The following is a 16807-nucleotide window of genomic DNA, read 5'->3' as shown; positions in this document are numbered from 1 at the left end:
GGGCAGACAAGCCCTCGTCCCGCTGCCTTCGTCTGGCCTGGCGGAGTGCAGTTTTGCGGACCCTTTGGGGGAGTGCCGGCGGGACGCAAACTCACTCGCGCCGAACGGATCGAAAGCTAGGACTCTCCGTTGCGCCCGTCAAGAACTAGTGCGAGTTCCTGAATCAAATACTAAATATGGTGGATTGCGGGGGATAACAGGGGGCAAGCCCACACCTGTTGTGGAGGCAAGTATCAGTGAGTCCTCAGGGATTCCCAACTGAAAAAATTTACGTCCCGTGGTGATCCGGACCTTCACCCCGCTCTTCACAGGGCAGGTATATTTTTGGGCAACGGGGTTGCGCCAGCAGGACTCACGTAGCCTTACGGAAGGTGAGGGCAGGCATGCCCGCCGAGGTGGTGGTGGGGCCGGCGAATCCGCGCCAAGCTGGGCCCGATTTTGCCGGATACCCCACATGCTTGATTCGACTCGGCCGGGCGTGCGAGCGCGCATCGCCCCGGCCGGCCTGATGTTCCTCGCCATCACCTCGATCGGCTGGGGCTTCAACTGGCCGGTGACGAAATTCCTGCTGGCCGAGCTGCCGCCGCTGACCCTGCGCGGGGTGCCCGGCGTGCTGGGCGCGATTCTGCTCGCGGCGCTGGCGCTGATCCGCCGTGACAGCCTGAAAGTGCCGCGCGAGATCTGGCCGCGGCTGCTGGTCGCGGCTCTGCTCAACGTCGCCGGCTGGATGGTGCTGATGGGGCTGGCGCTGCTCTGGCTGCCGGCGAGCGAGGCGGCACTGATCGCCTACACCATGCCGGTCTGGGCCTCGATCATCGCCTGGCCGGTGCTGGGCGAGCGGCCGACATTGCTGCGCACGTTGGGGCTGGTGATGGCCTTCGTGGGCCTCGCCTCGATCATGGGCGGCAACGGCTTTGCCGACAGCGAGGCGAAGCTGCCGGGCATCATCATGGCGCTCGCGGGCGCCGCCGGCTTTGCGCTCGGCACGGTGCTCTCGAAGAAATACCCGATCAAGCTGCCGCCGATCACGGCCGCGGCCTGGCAGATCGGGCTCGGCTGCCTGCCGGTCGCCATCGCCGGCCTGCTGCTCGAGACCACGCATCTGTCGCTGGTGACACCGCTCGGCTGGTGGCTGCTGGTCTATTCGGTCGTCGGGCAGTTCTGCATCGCCTATGTCAGCTGGTTCGCAGCCCTTGCGCGCCTGCCGGCCTCGGTCGCGGCGATCGGCACCATGGCGGTGCCCGTCATCGGCGTCGTCGCCTCCGCGCTCGCGCTCGGCGAGCCGCTGGGGCCGGGGCAGATCGCGGCGCTGATCTTCACGCTGGCAGCCGTGCTGCTGGCGACGCGCTAGTTTCTGGGTGGTGTGCCCTCGTTTGGCGCGTCGATCTGCCGTTTGATCTGCGCGATCACCGCCGCCAGATTTCGGTCGTCCGGCGTGATGATCGCGAGCCTTTCAGCGTAGCCCAGCGCCGCCCTCGCGTCGCCAGCCGCGCGGCTGAACGAGAACAAGGCTGACAGCACATCCCTGTTGCCCGGATGGCTTTCCAGTGCCTTGTTCAGGATTTTCATGGCCTCATCGGCTTGCCCCCCGGAATGCAGCGCCACCGCGTAGACATAGACGTAGCGCGGGCGATCGGGATCGAGTTCGGTTGCCCTCCGCAACTCGGCGAGCGCCTCGTCAGGCCGGCTCAGCCGGGTCAACGCAAGGCCGAGCGCGTGATGCGCGGCCGCGTCACCCGGCGACACCGCGATCGCTGCGCGCAGAACGGTTTCGCCGTCGCTTTCGCGGCCGATCCGGCGATAGAGGTCCGCCAGATTGATCGCCGCCGTCGCATGTTGCGGGCTCAGCCTGAGCGCGGCCCGGTACTCCATCTCCGCATCCCCCGTCTGTCCGCGACGTGCGAGGAAATCTGCAAGCGCAGTGCGTGCCTCGGGTCGTTCGGCATTGGCGCGCTGCGCCGTGACAAATTCCCTGGCCGCCTGATCAAAACTGGCGCGATCGCCTGATGGCTGGCTTGCAGTCGGGACCGACGCGAGCAGGGAGGCTGCCCTGATGCGAACGCCTCTTACAGGATCTGCGAGCAGCGGCGAGGCCAGCGGCCAAATCTGGCTGGCGGCCACATTTTCCAGCATGTCGAGGCCACCGATCCGCACCATCGGATCGGTATCGGCGAGCGCAGTGCGGGCCGTCGCCATGTTCGCCGGCGTCACGCGCGAGGCAAGTTCGCCGAGCGCGCTGGCGCGCACCACGGCCGGTGCGTGGCGATCCACGGACAGGACCGAAAGCAGGGCGGCAGCATCGCTCTGGTCGGTGCGGGCGGCATGGAATGTCCGTCCGAAAGTCTGGAAACCCTTGCGGGCTGGTCCGAACCATCGCTCGATCGCTGCTGCGGCCCATGGCGCCGCCTTGTCGCGATGGCAGTCGTTGCAGGCGTTCGGCGTTCCCAGCGAGACGGACAGGTCGGGCCGCGGCACCCTGAAGGCGTGATCGTGCCTGACATCGACCACCATGTAGGTCCGGGCCGGCATGTGACACGAGATACAGGTCGGTGCCGGATCGGCCCCGGCGTGGTGGCGATGTTTCACATCCGCATATTTGTCGGACGCATGGCATTGCAGACAGGTGCCTTCGCCTGGCAGGCGAAGCCTGGCGCTGTGAGGCTCGTGGCAGTCGCTGCAGGTGACGCCGGCCGCGAACATTCTGCCTTGCTTGAATGGCACATAGTTATAGGGCTCTTCGACATTACGGATCTGCCCGTCGGCATGATAGGTGTTGCGTGCCAGCGGCTCCACCGCATGGGTCTGCGACAGCCATTCGCCGGGTATCCAGTCCTCGCGGAAGCCGGCCCGCCGTGCGTGACACAAGCCACATGTCTCGACTTCTTTGCGCAGCGTGGCCGGCGCCGCGGAGCGCCGTGCGTTTCCGGTCTCAGGATCGATTGGCCAGTCGATGCCCTGGCGCTCGTCGAAACGCACCAGCAATCCCTTGCCTGGGTCCTGGCGCTTGCCGAACGGCCACCAGCTCTGCTGGTCGCGCGCCCAGGCGACATGGCGCGAGGCCTGCCCATGACAGGCCTCGCAGCCGACGCTGATTTCCGCCCATGTGGTAACAAAGCGATCGGTCGCCGCATCGTAGTTCTTGCGCAGGCCGGTGGAGTGGCACTCCGCGCACATGAAATTCCAGTTCTGGTTCAGCTTGGTCCAATGCAGGATATCGTCGTGCTTAATGGCATCATCGGGCGAAAGATGAAGCCAACGCTGGCCGCCCTTGTCGCGCGGCCGGCTGTCCCATGCGATCGGCAGCGCCTGAATGCGCCCATCCGCAAATTCGACGAGATATTGCTGCAGCGGATCGACGCCGAACGTATATTTTACTGCGAACACTGCAAGCTTGCCGTCGGCGCCGTCCGTCTCGACCAGGAATCTGCCGTCCTTGCGGGAGAAGCGGGAGTGCACGCCGTAATAGTCGAAGCTCGCATCGTTGAAGTTGCCGAGCACGGTCTGGTCGGTGGCGTGCTGCATCGCCGCCTTGTGCTGCGAGGCGCCCCACAATTCCGCTTCGGCCTGGTGGCAGCCGGCGCAGGATTCGCTGCCGACATAGGTCGCGGCGGGCGGAGAGGGGGGCTGCGAGACCGGACCTCTATCATTGAGAAACTGGAAGGCCGCACCGAAAGCGAGGACGGCAACCGCCGCCACCGCAATCCAGATGCGACGCATCGGCCACTGCGCGGCGCTCCGCGACTGCGAAGTCGGTAGTGGCGCTTGGGTAAGTACCCGAGGTGTATTCCGGCCCGATTTGCGGCGCTTGCGTGCCAACTGCTGCCTTCTGTCTGGAAGCATCCAGCGACCGCCGCGCATCGATCGCGACGGTCATACCATCTTCGGCCGCAGTTCTGTCGAGTCAAGGCGCGATGGATCGGGGTAGATGCCGAAGCTGGCGGCTGCCCTGGTCAATTGACTGGCTGCGGCAGCGATGCCCGCCCACATCAGAACAGCGGTTCGATCTCTCCGGGCCTCCAGGTTTTGCTGAACCACGGCTCGAGCGGACTATAAAGACGCAGGATGGTGTTCCATCCCTTGCCGGGGACAGTCTGCACCCAGTTCTGCTCCTTGCCAGCTGGAGCTTCTGGGCCGAAATAAACGTCCACAGACCCATCGGCGTTCTTGAGAAGTCCCTTGGCCTGACTGCCAACCGCCGGGAACTCCTGATCGGTCTGCAGCTGAGAGCGCGTCTGATTGCCGTAGACGATCACCGACCAGAAATCCTTGACCGGAATGTTGGGCGGCAAATGCAGCTTGTAGTTCTTGCTTCCGTCGAGCGCGTTGCCGGAAGCATCTACTGCGGCGAAGGCATATTGCGAGCCTTGGCCAACCATCTTTTCTTCCATCGCTGGCGTCACGCCGGTGGCGAGGAAGTAATACATGATGTAGCCGTCGAGGTTGAACACGCCCGGCTGATCCTCGAATTTATAGCCGCCGAGGAACGGGAGCCGCCATGCACTGTTCGGATAGTAGAAGTCGTCTTGCTGGCGGATTTTGTAGGCGATGGTGCGGGCGGTAGCGTCACCGACCGCTGCGGCTTCCGTGAGAATTTTTTTCATTCGCGCATCGGGTGCGAATGGCTTGCCCTTCACGATGCCAATCGAGGCATAGAAACCGAGCCTGACCGGGTCGAGCGACTCACTCGGCTCCTCTTGCACGACCTGATTGAGCAATTCCCAAAAGGCATAGTTCGCCGGAGCGACAGTGTTGAACGGTTTGTCTGACAGGTCGACGAACTTCATGGCCGATGGATTGGGCGCCTGCGACAGCGGATAAACTCGCGTGAATTTCTTCACCAGGTCGACGCCGGGCTTTGGATCGCCGTCAACGAGGAAGCTGCGCCACGGCATCCAGTTGCTGAACGTCGGCGGGCGAACAACGATGTAACCTTCCGGCGCCTCACCTTTGTAACCCGGCGGCAGAAACAGATATTTCCCGCCCGCCCCCTTGTCCGGTCCGGTGATGCCGACATCGACGACCCAGCGGTACCACATGTCGTTTACAGCGCCCAGAACCTTAGGAGGTATCTCGACAACAAGTGGTCCGTCGCGCAGATCGATCCACATCCAGCTATAGACGGTATTTGTGTTCGCGGTGAGAAATATCGAACGCGAATTCATCAACCGCTCGAAGATTGGCACTGTCGTGTTTGCTGACCCCAGCGTGAGAATCGCATTGCGATTTGCCGCCTGGCTGACGGGCGGCAGCGCTAGCAAATAAGCCTGAACCGCGCGCTGGAAGTCGAGATTGTCGTAGAGCTTTTCGACGGTGGCCTCGTCGGGGAAGCCGTCGAAGAAGTTTAGCGTGCCGAGGCGCGTCTCGACTTTGTCCGGCGAGGCGATGCCTGGCGGAATTGGAGTTTGCATCTTGTATTGCTGCGCCGGCGCAGCAGAACTCACCATCAACGACAGAGCTGAAATCGCAATCGCTAATCGCTTCATGAGCCGCCCCCCTTCGAGGTCGAAGTATTAGGCGACGACCGATCGCCAAGGGGATTGATCTGTGTCAACCCGTCGATGGCTCGACCGGGTAAATTTGGCAATCAAAAACGGAGGACGCAGGGATGAAGCTCTCGATTGGACTATCTGCACTGTTGACGGCAGGATTGGTCGCCGGCTTCGTCGCGGCAAGCACTGAACAAGCCAGTGCCGTGGTTTACTGCCAATACATCGAATATCCCGTCGGATGCATCGTCAGGCCTGGGGTCGTGCTGCGGCCGCGCCCCGTGGCGCGCGCGATTGTCACACCCGGTGTTGGGGTGACGGGAAGGCCGATGAATCGCGGCGGCCCCGTCAATCGCGTCGGGCGCCGCTGATCCGGCGTCGACTGCTGCCGCCGAGCTGCGGGACGCGCCCTGTTCGCATCCCGGCATTTCATCAATGAACTTGCTGTTTCTGCTTTCGCCGAGGGAGCCGACATGAGACGTATCACAACGGCCGTCACCGCGCTGTCTTTGATCGCGCTGCTACCATTTCCGGCGAATGCCCAACAGGTCGCTCCGCCCGCGGTCGTGCTGCCGACCGATCGTACCGTGCTGCCCATTCCCGAGCCGGCGTATCCGCACAGCACCGTGTTCGACGCACGCAATGCGACGCCGCCGCCGCGCTTCGAGGTCAAGGCGCCTGCCAGTGCACCCAACGTCTTGATCGTCCTCATCGATGACATGGGTTTCGGTCAGTCGGGCGCCTTCGGAGGGCCGATCCACATGCCGACGGTGGAAAAGCTGGCGAACGAAGGTCTGCGCTATAACGAATTCCATACGACGGCGCTTTGTTCTCCGACCCGGTCGGCGCTGCTGAGCGGTCGCAACCATCACATGAACAATTTCGGATCGATCGCTGAAACCGCGACGACCTTCCCGGGGCAGACCGGACAGCGTCCCAACAGCGTAGCCACCGTAGGGGAAATACTGAGATTGAATGGCTACAGCACCGCGCATTTCGGCAAGAACCACGAGACCGCGGCTTGGGAGGTGAGCCCCTCCGGTCCAACCGATCGCTGGCCGACCCGCCAGGGCTTCGACAAGTTCTACGGTTTCATGGGCGGCGAGACCAACCAATGGGCTCCGCTGATCTATGACGGCATGACTCAGGTCGAGCCGTCCAAAGATCCCAACTACAACTTCATGACGGACATGACGAACAAGGCGATCGACTGGATGCAATACCAGAAGTCGCTGACGCCCGATAAGCCGTTCTTCATGTACTTCGCGCCAGGCGCAACCCACGCGCCGCACCACGTGCCGAAGGAATGGATCGCCAAATACAAGGGAAGGTTCGACCAGGGCTGGGACAAGCTCCGCGAGGAGACGCTGGCCCGCCAGATCAAGCTGGGAGTGGTGCCACCCGGTACGAAACTCGCTCCCAAGCCGGAAGCCATCAAGGATTGGGCCGCGCTGAGTCCTGATGAAAAGAAGCTGTTCGCTCGCCAGATGGAGGTCTTCGCCGGCTTTGGCGAGTACGCAGACACCGAGATCGGCCGCCTGATCGAAGCTGTCAAAGCGACCGGCCAACTCGACAACACTCTGGTTTTCTACATCGTCGGCGACAACGGCGCGAGTGCAGAAGGCGGCATGAACGGGCTGTTCAACGAGATGACCTATTTCAACGGAGTGCAGGAGAGCGTGCAGGATATTCTCAAGCACTATGATGAGCTCGGCAGCCCGATGACATACAGCCATTATGCGGCCGGTTGGGCGGTCGCAGGCGATACGCCCTTCACATGGACCAAGCAGGTGGCTTCGAGCTATGGCGGCACCCGCAACGGCATGGTGATCCATTGGCCGAAAGGTGTTGCGGCGAGGGGTGAGGTGCGCTCGCAGTGGCATCACGTCATCGACATCGTCCCGACCATCCTCGAAGCCGCGAAGATTCCCGAGCCGAAGAGCGTCAATGGAACGCCACAGACGCCCATCGAGGGTGTCAGCATGGCTTATAGTTTTGCTGACCCCAAAGCCGCGAGCCCGCACAAGACGCAGTATTTCGAGATATTCGGCAACCGCGCGATCTATAGCGACGGCTGGTTGGCGGGCACGATTCACCGTGCGGCGTGGGAAACCACCAATCGCAGGCCACTGGAACAGGATGTCTGGGAGCTCTACGACACGCGATCCGACTTCAGCCTGACGAACGATCTTGCAGCAAAGAGCCCGGACAAGCTGAAGGAGCTCCAGGACCTCTTTCTCAACGAAGCGGTCAAGTATTCCGTATTGCCGCTCGACGATCGGACTTTGGAGCGGCTGAACCCAGCCATGGTCGGGCGGCCCGACCTGATGGCCGGCCGCACGTCGCTGACAGTTCACGAGGGTATGATCGGAATGTCCGAGAACGTCTTCATCAATACGAAGAACCGCTCGCATGTGATCACCGCCGATGTGGAAATTCCCAACGCAGGGGCGAGCGGGGCGATCCTTGCACAGGCCGGCAGGTTCGGTGGTTGGAGTTTGTACCTGAAGGACGGCAAACCGACCTACACGTACAATTTTCTCGGTCTGCAGCGATTCACGATAGCTGCGAAGCAGGCATTGCCTGTCGGAAAGTCCACGATCCGCTTCGAGTTCGCCTATGACGGCGGTGGGATCGGCAAGGGGGCAGTCGGGACTCTGTTTGTCAACGGCCGGAATATTGCCACGGGCCGGATAGAGCGCACCCAATGCTGTGGCTTCTCCGCGGACGAAGGTGCGGATGTCGGCGCTGACGAAGGTACTCCGGTGACAGAAGCCTATAAGGTGCCATTCAAGTTCCCTGGCAAGATCAGCCAAGTGACGGTCGAGTTGAAAGAAATGAAGAAGGCGGACGGCGAGGAAGCTGTAGAGGGTCGCAAGGCGGCCATGTTGAAGAAAGGGTTGTCCGATTGAACAACCGATGGGCGCTGGTTCCGAAGTCGTGCGATCAAACGACAGCAACAGATTGAGTGGGGGGCGCGCAGTCATGACGAGTTATATCGTGCGCGAACGATGGTTGAGTGGCGCTCTCGCTGCCGCGGCACTGGCCGTGCTTTCTCCGCAAATTGCCATTGCTGATGAAAGCGGCATTTCATTCTGGCTGCCGGGCCTCTACGGCAGTCTCTCCGCGACTCCGAGCACCCCTGGCTGGTCGATCGCCGCGATCTATTACCACGCGAGCGTGGGCGCATCGGGCGCTGCCGCCGCCTCGCGCGAATTCCAGGTCGGGCGGTTCTCGCCGAGTGTGAACATCGCTCTCAATTTGTCCGTGCACGGCCAGGCCGACCTGATGCTCATTGCGCCGACCTACACCTTTGCGACGCCCGTGCTCGGAGGCCAGTTGTCGGCGACGCTAGCCAGCGTCTACGGCAGGAATTCAGCGAGCCTTGCCGGGACGTTGACGACGGTGGCGGGGCCGATCGTCTCTACGCACAATGGCTTCCTCGAGGACGCGCTCGTCTCTTATGGCGACCTCTATCCGACTTTCAGGCTCAAATGGAATAACGGCGCCCACAACTACATGGTTTATGGCGCGGGCGACATACCGGTCGGCGACTACAGTCCGCTCAGGCTATCCAATATTGGCCTCGGCCACGGGGCGATCGATTTCGGCGGCGGCTACACCTACTTGAACCCCACGACAGGCACCGAACTTTCTGGCGTCGGTGGCTTCACCTACAATTTCAAGAACCCCGACACCCAATACCAGAGCGGCATCGATTTCCATTTCGATTGGGGCGTGTCGCAGTTTCTGTCGAAGCAGGTCTTTGTCGGCTTCGTCGGTTACGGCTATCAGCAGATCACCGATGATTCCGGACAGCCGGCCGTTCTCGGCGGCTTCCGCTCGCGCGTTTTCGGCGCCGGCCCACAGATCGGATATATCTTCCCGATTGGAAGCAACCATGCCTTTCTCGGCTTGAAGGGGTATGGCGAGTTTGCCGCAGCCAACCGGCCGTCAGGCTGGAACACTTGGCTGACATTCTCGATCTCCGAAGCCGTGCCTGCCAGCACGGTGACGCCGACGCGGCACAGCACGTCGAAATGAGATAGAGGAGCGCGCTCCAGAACCCGGATTTGAGAGCGCGATTGCTAGCTCGCTCGCCGCGCGTCAGCGCGCGGGCATTTCGCCGCCGAGCGCCTTCCGGATCATCTCGGCGAGCTGATTGCGGCGATAGGGTTTTGTCAGCAGCAGCACGCCGTCATCTAACTTGCCGTGGTGGACGATGGCGTTGTCGGTGTAGCCGGAGGTGTAAAGCACCTTCAGGCCCGGCCGCCGCTTGGCCACTTCTTCCGCGAGCTCGCGCCCGCTCATGCCGCCGGGGATGACGACGTCGGTGAAGAGCAGATCGAACGCCTGGCCGGCGTCGATCAATTGCAGCGCGGCGCGGCTGTCCGGGGCGGCGATCGTCTGGTAGCCGAGGCTCTGCAATTGCGCGGTGACGAAGTTGCGCACCAGCGGATCGTCCTCGACCACGAAAATGGTCTCGGCGCCGCCTTCGGCCTGCGGGGTGGCGCTGGCGGCCACGTCCACCGTGCCTTCGCCCGGCGGCAGATAGAGCTTGATCGTGGTGCCGTGGCCTTCCTCGCTGTAGATCTTGATGTGGCCGCCGGACTGCTTGACGAAGCCGTAGACCATGGAGAGGCCGAGGCCCGATCCCTTGCCGACCTCCTTGGTGGTGAAGAACGGCTCGAACGCCTTCTCCTGGACGCCCTGCGGCATGCCGGTGCCGGTGTCGCTGACCGCGAGCATCACGTAAGCGCCGGGCACCACGTCCGCATTGGCCTGCGCATAGGCCTCGTCGAGCACGACGCGGTGGGTCTCCAGCAGCAGCTTGCCGCCGTTCGGCATGGCGTCGCGGGCGTTGATCGCCATGTTGAGCACGGCATTGGTGAGCCGGGACGGATCGATGTGCGAGGTCATCGGCCCCTGTTCCAGCACGGTCTCGATCTGGATCTGCTCGCCGAGGGTGGGGCGCAGGAGCTTTGCGATGTCCGTGATCGCGGCGTTGATCTCGACATTGCGCGGCTGGAGCGGCTGCCGGCGTGCGAAGGCGAGCAGGTGCTGGATCAGCTCGGCGCAGCGCTCGGCGGCATCGTCGATCAGGCGCGCCACGCGCTGGAGCTCGGGCTGCCCCTTCAGGCTCGCCACCAGCGTCTCGGTATTGCCCGAGATCACCGTCAGCATGTTGTTGAAGTCGTGCGCGACGCCGCCGGTCAGCTTGCCGATCGCATCCAGCTTCTGCGACTGCTGCAATTGCCGCTCGGTCTCGCGCGAGGCCGTTGCGTCGTGATAGACCAGCACCGCGCCGGAGATCTCCCCTTGCGCGTCGCGCATCGGGCGGCCGCTGATCATGAGATGACGAACCGGGCCGCCGTCGCGCGGGCGGACGATCATCTCGAGCTCCTCGAACCCTTCGCCACGCAGCACGCGCACCGACGGCAGCTCCTCGACCTTGAGGGGCGTGACGCCGTCGCCGTGAAAGACGTCGGACATCGCGCGCAGATTGCGCAGGTTCGTCCCGGCGCGATGCAGCAGGATGCGTTCGGCGGCCGGATTGGACAACAGGACGTCCGACTCGTTGTCGATCACGAGCACGGCCTCCGCCATGCTGCGGAACGTGCTCTGGAGCACGTTGACCGAGAGGCGGAGCTCGTCATGCGCGGCAACGAGATGCTCGGTGCGCTCGGCGACCGCCGCCTCCAGCGCCTCGTTGGCGGCCTTGGTCTCGTGCAGCGTGCTCTGCAGCGCCACCCGGGTGCGCTGGCTCTCGCGCATCAGCAGCGCGACCAGAAGCAGGATCAGCAGGGCGCCGGCGATGTCGATGCCGAGCAGCACGATGCCGGTGCGGCGCGAGTCCTGCGAGCGTACGGCGAGCTGGCGTTCTTCCTCCGCGCTCAAGCGGTCGAGATTGCCCATCACCGTGTCCATCAGGCCGCGGCCCTCGGCCTTGCCGTTGAGCGCGGCAATCCCGGCCTGGTCGTTCGCGGCGCGCAGGCGCATCGCGTCGGCGGCGATCTCGATCCGGCGCAGCGCCAGCGGCTCGGTGCCCTCCAGCAGCGCGACCTGATCGGGAGAGTCGCGCACGCCGCGCTTGAGGTCGGCAAGTGCCGGCGCGATCTGGGCGTGCACCGCCTGGAATTCGTCGGTGAAGCTCGGGGAACGGTAGAGCTCGAAGCCGCGCGCGGCGCTCTCGGCGCGGCGCATCAGAACGCGCAGGTCGGAGATCTTCTTCAGCACCCCGATCGTGTGATTGACCCAGGTCGCATCGGACCGCGACTTGACGTCGAGTCCGATCGAGGCGGCGGTGATGATCAGGAGGATGGCAAGTCCAGCACCGAGAATGACGCGCTGCGTTGGAATCAAGGGGCTTCTTTCTTGTCCTTCGGCTGTGCGCTCTCGCCGGCGCCGGCGAGGCATTCCCGGATCGTGGTCAGCAGCGCGTCCGGCGTGAACGGCTTGCGCAGGCACCGCGTTGCGCCGAGTTCCAGCGCCATGCGGAGGAAATCGGGAGAGGGCGAGGCGGATGAGGCGAAGGCGTAGCCGGACATCGCGATCAGCGGGATCGCCGGCGCGCGCTCGTGAAAGATGCGGATGGATTCGAAGCCGCGCATATGCGGCATGAAGATGTCGACCAGCATCACATCATAAGTCTGCGCTTCCAGCGCAGCCAATCCCGTTTCGCCGCCGTCAGCCAGCGTGACGTCAAAGCCCTGACGTTGGAGGAGGACCTCGATGGTCGCGCCGACCATCGGATCATCGTCTACCACGAGAATGCGCGGCATGACATTTCCCAGTAGATTCCCAGTAGATCGCAGTCCCCTTGTTGGTGATATCCGCGAATCGTGTGTCGGGTCAATTTTGGATTGGATCAGGGTAGATATGCACGGCGCAGTGCATAGTAGGGCGCAAGTTCCAGCCAGTGAAGGTCGATGAGGCGATGCCTGGTCGTCCTGCCGGATCGAGATCGGTTGAATTTCGTCGGGTTTCAATGAAAGGTTGATATAAATCGAGGAGGAGAGCGAAAGCGCGCCCCCGCTCGCAGGCGCTGCCCGGTTGCCGTGGTCCCGCGTCCGCCGAGGATTTTACCAGTCGGCGATATCGGTCGACGGAAACATCGCGAACAGGCGCGCCAGCTCGACCTGCGAATGCGTCCCGGTCTTCTCGAAGCAGCGGCGCAGATGGGTCTTGACTGTCGCCGCCGTTACGCCGAGCAGCGCGGGCATTTGCGCGCCGGCAATGCCGCTTGCGAGCAGAAGCGCGACGCGGGCTTCCGCGGCGGTCAGACCGAAGGCGGTCTGGATCGCCGCGGCCGTGGCACGCGACCTTGCTGCGGGATCGACGATGACGACGAGCACGCGGGCAGGCGCCACCAGTTCCGAGAATGCAAAGGATGGCCGCGGCAGTGGCACCGCCATTACCAGTAACGGGGCCGCGCCTGAAGCGCGACCGACGCGCACCGGCGGAGAGAGCGAGGTGCCAAGTCCGCACGCGACGGCGAGCGCATCCTTGAGCGCACGTGCCAGCGCCTGCCGCTCGCCGGCCCGTGCGGAGACGAGCTGGAGGTTGCCAGCGGCATCGAAAGCGATGCCGTCCGATTGACGCAGCAATTCGTCCGCGGCTCGGTTGGTCTGTACGATCCTGCCGTCGCGGTCGAGCAGCATGGCGGCGTTGGGCATCATATCGAGGATGGCGGAGAGCTGCCGCTGCCCGTCCGCGCGGCTGCCGAGCAGGAGCGAGGCATCCAGGGCACGGCAGAGATGCGGGCTCAGCCGATCGAGCCGGCGGACGCGTCGATCCACCTGATCGGTGCCGCGCCCCGAGAGGCAAAATCCAAAACCGCCGACGCTGCCATCGACGGCGAAGCCCTGGTAGTTGATGTCAAGGATATCCTCGTGTCCGCAAGGAGCCAGCACGTCGGCATAGAACGCGGTCTTTCGGATTGAGCCGGGCTCGACGAGGGAGTTGGCGCTGACAGCCTTGCCGAACGGCACTTTGGTGATCGCGAGCGTCCAGGGATTCCAGGCGTAGTGCTCGCGGAAGATCGCGGATGGCTCCTCGGGCAGACGGCCGAGGATCTGCGCCGGAGGCAGCCGGCTTCCACGCGGCGGAACATAGGCCAGCATGCCGCCGAGCGCGCCGAGATGATCGGATACGCCAACCAGAACGTCCGGCCATCGATCCGGATCGGCAACCGCGCCGTAGATCAGGTCGAGCAGTTCGGCTTCCAAGGATTGATGCTCCGCGGGGACGGGCGCTCAACCCGGAGGGTAACCCGAACGGGTGACAATCTGTTGCTCAAATTTCCAGCGCGTCGGCTTTGCGAAACAACGCCGGTTCCACGACGCGGATGTGTCGGACTTGTTGCTTGTCCGGATACGACACGGCACGCCTACCAGGCGTAGCGCACGACACCCTTGCCCGCATAACTGCGAACCGTGTCTGCGAATTCGCCTTCGAACGTGGCGGCCGCAGACCAGCCGTTCACCCATCGCAATTCGGCGGATGCGGTCGTCAGCGCGGAATCGTGCGGCTGGGCGGCGCCGTTGACGACGAAGCTCGCACCCGGCAGAGCCTGGAATGTGGCGCCGGTCGAGCGGTCGGCGTTGAAATCATGCGCCCATGCGAGCCTGCCGCGCAGCGTCAGAACGGCATTGGTCAGGGCGTAGGATTTGTCACCGCGAACGCCCAACTCGCTGCGGCTGTCGGTCACGCTCCTGGCACCATAGGCGAGGGCGAAGGCTGGACTGCCGGACAGCACCGACTCGGCATAGGCCGGAAGCTCGAAAGTCGTGAACTGGCCGGCGGCATAGGGCGTGATACCGAGGCCCGCGAGCCAGGGTGTCGCGAAGCGGTAGCCGCCTTCGATGCGGCCCGAATAGGCGTTGGCATTGAACTCGGCGTGCAGCCGGTCGACGCCGGCGATGGTCACGATGCGATCGGTGGTGACGTCCTGAAAGCCGTAGGCGAGGGCGGCGGTGACATAGGCGGGGCCGGATTTGTGCCGCACGAACGCGCCGGCCTGGAACAGGTCGGATCGGCCGTAGCCGCTGTTGTCGACCGAAAAGCTGGTGCCGCCGCCGGCAAGGGCAAAGCCTGCGACCGTGTCCGGGGACAAGCGATAGTCCGCGCCGACCGCGACGCCGGCCAGGCTGCTCGATGTGTTATTGCTGCCGAGCACCGTGTTTCCGTCGGTCGTTTGCGAGCCGCCGAAACCGGCCGCCCACACGCTCCAGCGGGGATCGTAGACCCGTGCGATGGGCGCCTTCGTGAGCATGGCGGCATAGGCGTCGCGTTCCGGTCCGAGCGCTCTGGTCCTGGTATCGCCGGCCGCAAAGGATGACATGCCAGACGATGTCACGGGTTCCTCGCGTCCGGCGATGAACGGATCGGTCAGCACGCCCATGAACTGGTTCATCGCGTTGAAGGTGGCCTGCTGACCCCCGGTCGCGGCTTCGCCCGAAGCCTGGGTGAGGCCGGTCGACGTCAGGGTGCCGTACACGGCGGGAATACTGCCGTTCGCATTGAAGAAGTTCGTGAGCGCGCCTGCGACGTTGCGCTGGTTCGTGTTCAGGCTGTCGAGCGCATAGTTCAGCGTCAGGTTGAGATAGACGTTGCTGGCATCATAGCTCAGGCTCGAGCTGAAATTGAGCGGCAGGCCGGTGTTGACGAGCGAGCCGAACGTGCCGCTCACGCCGGCGCTGGCGTTCATGATCGTGTATTGCTTTGCAACGTAGGTTCCCGGCGCGAAGCTGGCCTGCACCGTGGCGCCCCCGAGCGTTGCCGTTCCCAGGACGTTGGTGCGGTCGGCGCTCGAGGGGGAGACCTCGATCATGTAGGCCGAGGCGGCGGTGAAGGTGAGCCCGTGCCAGACCGTCAACGTGCCGATGCCGTTGCCGGGCGCGAGCGCACCGCCGTTGACGACGACATGGTTGACCGTGCCGGTGCCTCCCAGCGTGCCGCCGGCATTGACCGTGGTGGTGCTTGCGCCCGTGATGTCTCCGTTGACGAGCAGTGTGCCGGAGTTGACGTTGATTGCTCCGGTGAAGACGCTCGATCCGGTCACGGTCCAGGTCGAGTCGCCGACCTTGTTGAACGTGCCGAAACCGGCATATTGCGCCGGACCAAGCCGGGACGCGTCGAAGCTTGCGGCGCCGCTGCCGCCAAGCTGGAAGGTGTCGTTGCCGGTGCCGACCGCGTTGCCCGTAATGCTCGACCCGGGCGCGAGCGTGAGCGTGTTGCCGCTGCCGCTGAACACGATGGCATCGAAGCCGCTCGTCACACTGATGGTGCCGGCGTTGAAGACGGACGAGTTGCCGGTGCCGAAGACGATGGCCCTGCTCCCGCCTGTGATTGTACCGGCATTGGAGACCGCGCCGCTGCCGTTGGTATAGACACCATAAAGACCACCGGTAATGCTGCCGCTCGCGTCGTTGGTGACGGTTACGCCGTTGTTGCCACTGACGCCGATGCCGCCGAACGCCAAGTTGCCTGTAATGGTACCGGAGTTGTTGACGGACGCGGTATCGAGGCCCGAGATTCCCGAGCCTGGACCGGTGATGCTCGCGCCGGCATAATTGGTGACTGTGACAATGTTGCCGCTAATGCCCCAAGCCGTGAGCCCAGTGATGGTGCCGTAATTTGCAACGCTGGTTGTTCCAGTGCCGCCCCCGATTGCATATTGGCCGCCAGTAATCGTGCCGCTCGCATAGTTCGTAATGGTCGCGCCAACGTTGACGAGAACCCCTGTCTGGCTGGTGCCGGTGATGGCGCCGAAGTTGCTGAGCGTGGCCGAGTCGAAGTTGATTCCGGTCCGCGAGCCGATCACAGTCGAGCCGACGCCGTTGTTGATGGTCCCCGTCGAAACCAAGATTCCCGTCGGGAATGCGCCTCCAGTTCCGCTGACCGTCGCACCGTCGGTGACGTTGACGGTGATGCCGGTCTCGACACCTAAGCCATAGCCGTCGGTGCCTGCGCTTGTTCCCGGCGCGCCCGCGCCCTGGTTGACAGTCGTGCCGGTGCAAGTGGCCGTCACGTTGTTGGCCGACGCCGGCGAGCAGGCGGCCCATCCCGGCTGGCTGGCCAGCATCGCCGCCGATATCGTCAAGGAGCCGGCAATGCTGCCGATGAGGATACGTCTCCGTTCGGAGCCACGGCGCCTGGAGGTTCGGCGTTTGGGGGGCCTGTGACCGGCGGTACCGTCCGACTGCTGCATTGTTCTTCCCAGTTCCCTGCACGCAGGCTCGGTTTGTTTCGACTCGTGCCAAGGCGTGTCCGGATGTGAATACCGAACGGGTAGGGACGTCGCGTCGCCCACCCGGGTG

The 16807-nt window shown here is 63.8% G+C and carries 10 protein-coding genes; 4 read left to right on the top strand and 6 right to left on the bottom strand.

Translation table 11 applies throughout. The annotated features are described in order from the left end of the window. Positions 1-454 precede the first annotated feature (454 nt). Entirely contained in the window at positions 455-1351 is an 897-nt protein-coding gene (locus AC1RUR_RS24360) for a DMT family transporter (protein WP_492848641.1), read from the top strand. Here the strand turns inward: AC1RUR_RS24360 and AC1RUR_RS24355 are convergent. Both AC1RUR_RS24355 and AC1RUR_RS24350 read right to left on the bottom strand, forming a co-directional pair. Next, a complete protein-coding gene (locus AC1RUR_RS24355; protein WP_492848639.1) occupies positions 1348-3717 on the bottom strand; it encodes a tetratricopeptide repeat protein in 2370 nt (789 codons plus the stop codon). The genes AC1RUR_RS24360 and AC1RUR_RS24355 overlap by 4 nt on opposite strands. Positions 3718-3986: 269 nt before the next feature. Further along, positions 3987-5483 (bottom strand): DUF1254 domain-containing protein, encoded by a 1497-nt coding sequence (locus AC1RUR_RS24350; protein WP_492848637.1) that lies wholly within the window; start codon positions 5481-5483, stop codon positions 3987-3989. Positions 5484-5605: 122 nt separating this feature from the next. On the opposite strand from AC1RUR_RS24350, the gene AC1RUR_RS24345 reads away from it, so the two are divergent. From AC1RUR_RS24345 to AC1RUR_RS24335, 3 genes are all read left to right on the top strand, one after another. Beyond that, positions 5606-5857, top strand: a complete 252-nt coding sequence (locus AC1RUR_RS24345) for a hypothetical protein (RefSeq protein ID WP_492848635.1) — start codon at positions 5606-5608, stop codon at positions 5855-5857. 102 nt (positions 5858-5959) lie between these two features. Continuing rightward, positions 5960-8398, top strand: a complete 2439-nt coding sequence (locus AC1RUR_RS24340) for an arylsulfatase (RefSeq protein ID WP_492848633.1) — start codon at positions 5960-5962, stop codon at positions 8396-8398. Between the two features lie 73 nt (positions 8399-8471). Beyond that, a complete protein-coding gene (locus AC1RUR_RS24335; protein ID WP_492848631.1) occupies positions 8472-9530 on the top strand; it encodes a SphA family protein in 1059 nt (352 codons plus the stop codon). A gap of 63 nt (positions 9531-9593) precedes the next feature. Here the strand turns inward: AC1RUR_RS24335 and AC1RUR_RS24330 are convergent, their stop codons facing one another. The 4 genes from AC1RUR_RS24330 to AC1RUR_RS24315 form a co-directional block, all read right to left on the bottom strand. Next, positions 9594-11849 carry a CHASE3 domain-containing protein gene (locus AC1RUR_RS24330; protein ID WP_492848629.1) on the bottom strand — a complete coding sequence of 752 codons (2256 nt, stop codon included), beginning with the start codon at positions 11847-11849 and terminating at the stop codon, positions 9594-9596. Then, on the bottom strand, positions 11846-12268 hold the full coding sequence (locus AC1RUR_RS24325) for a response regulator (protein ID WP_492848627.1): 423 nt from the start codon (positions 12266-12268) through the stop codon (positions 11846-11848). The genes AC1RUR_RS24330 and AC1RUR_RS24325 overlap by 4 nt, the downstream gene beginning before the upstream one ends. A gap of 300 nt (positions 12269-12568) precedes the next feature. Then, entirely contained in the window at positions 12569-13714 is a 1146-nt protein-coding gene (locus AC1RUR_RS24320; protein ID WP_492848625.1) for a helix-turn-helix transcriptional regulator, read from the bottom strand. A gap of 161 nt (positions 13715-13875) precedes the next feature. After that, positions 13876-16572, bottom strand: a complete 2697-nt coding sequence (locus tag AC1RUR_RS24315; RefSeq protein WP_492848623.1) for an autotransporter outer membrane beta-barrel domain-containing protein — start codon at positions 16570-16572, stop codon at positions 13876-13878. Between the last annotated feature and the right edge of the window lie 235 nt (positions 16573-16807).

Source organism: Bradyrhizobium sp. GW821-FHT12B03 (assembly GCF_058807535.1).
Note: the sequence above shows the minus strand (reverse complement) of the source record. Positions and strands in the feature narration are given on the sequence as shown.